The sequence below is a fragment of the Falsirhodobacter xinxiangensis genome (assembly GCF_004959935.1).
Lineage (GTDB): Bacteria > Pseudomonadota > Alphaproteobacteria > Rhodobacterales > Rhodobacteraceae > Falsirhodobacter > Falsirhodobacter xinxiangensis.
On sequence record NZ_SMYN01000059.1, the window covers coordinates 1 to 1417 of the forward strand.

At 62.7% G+C, this 1417-nt stretch carries 1 protein-coding gene and 1 pseudogene; both read right to left on the bottom strand.

Annotated features, from left to right (window positions below; genetic code table 11):
* Positions 1-381, bottom strand: a 381-nt coding sequence (locus E2K76_RS20110; RefSeq protein WP_181952922.1) for an IS91 family transposase, incomplete at its 3' end; no start/stop codon positions are given.
* 12 nt (positions 382-393) lie between these two features.
* A pseudogene (locus E2K76_RS20115) lies at positions 394-1282 on the bottom strand (tyrosine-type recombinase/integrase).
* Between the last annotated feature and the right edge of the window lie 135 nt (positions 1283-1417).

Sequence of the window (1417 nt, forward strand, 5' to 3'; positions counted from 1 at the left end):
TTCCGACGATGCCTTGAACAGCAGTCCATATACCACCCTCTTGTTCCAGAAAGCGATCTGCGCGATCCCGGCCGGCAGGGTGAAGACGAGGTGGAAATATTCGACCGGCAGCAGGTCTTCGGCCCGTGCCGCCATCCAGTCGCGTGCCGCCGGCCCCTGACACTTCGGACAGTGCCTGTTTTTGCAGGAGTTGTAGCTGATATGATGATGGCTGCATTTGCCGCAGGCTGCCACATGCCCGCCAAGCGCCTCGGTCCGGCAGGCTTCGATCGCCGACATCACCTTCATCTGGATCAGGCTGACATGCCCGGCATTGGCCCGCCGCCACGTGGGGCCGTATCGTCGGAAGATGTCAGCGATCTCCAGCTTGGGCCGGGACACGTCCGGCGCCAGTCATTCCAGGCTTCGCCTGACCGTCTGATCCTGCAGCTTCGCCAGCATCTCATAGGGGCTGACGACATCGCGGATCGTCTTTGTCGCGACATGGGTATATTGCGCCGTGGTCGTGATCTTGGCATGGCCGAGCAGCACCTGGATGACCCGCACATCGGTGTTCGCCTCCAGAAAGATGGGTCGCAAAGCTGTGCCGCAGCGTGTGCAGCGTCGCCGGTTTGCTGATCCCGGCCATGTGCTTGGCCGAGGTGAAGGCCCGGTTCAGCTGGCGCGGCGAGATCGGGTTGATCTTCGGCTTGCCTGGAAACAGCCAACCCTCGGGCCGCGCCTCGCGCCACCAGTCGCGCAGCAGGTTCAGGAGACCAGGCGACAGCATGACCTTGCGGTCTTTCCGCCCCTTGCCCTGCTCGACATGGATCAGCATCCGGTCGCTGTCGATATCACCGATCTTCAGGTTGCAGACCTCGGCGGCGCGCAGACCGGCACCGTAGCTGATGCTGAGCGCTGCCCGATACTTCAGCCCCGGCCCGGGCGCCGCCATGAGGATGTCGGAGACCGCCTCGACGCTGAACACTACCGGCAGTTTGCGCGGCTCGGTCCTGAACTGCATGAACCGCTTCATCTCCTCGCGCCCGCAGGTCATGTCGAAGAAGAACCTCAGCGCCACGATCCGCACGTTGAACGTCGATGGCGCGACCCCGGTGTCGGTCATGTGCAACTGATAGGCCCGAAGTTCCTCTGGCGTCGCCGTATCCGGCGAATGCCCGAGAAAGGCCGCGAAATCCCTGATCGCCCGGATGTGCGCGGCCTGCACCTTCTCGCCCATGCACCGGATGCGCATGTCCTCGATCATCCGCTGGCGCAGCGGTGAAATCCTCTCCTCGCACATGAGAACCTCCTGTCTGTCGATTGAGAGCTCTCAATCGTCAGGCAGTTGCCCATATTCCCAAATACACACGATCAGATCAGGCCACGACAGTCGACGCAGGCGCCAATGCCGCGGAGCGGCTTCGTCCAAGGGCTC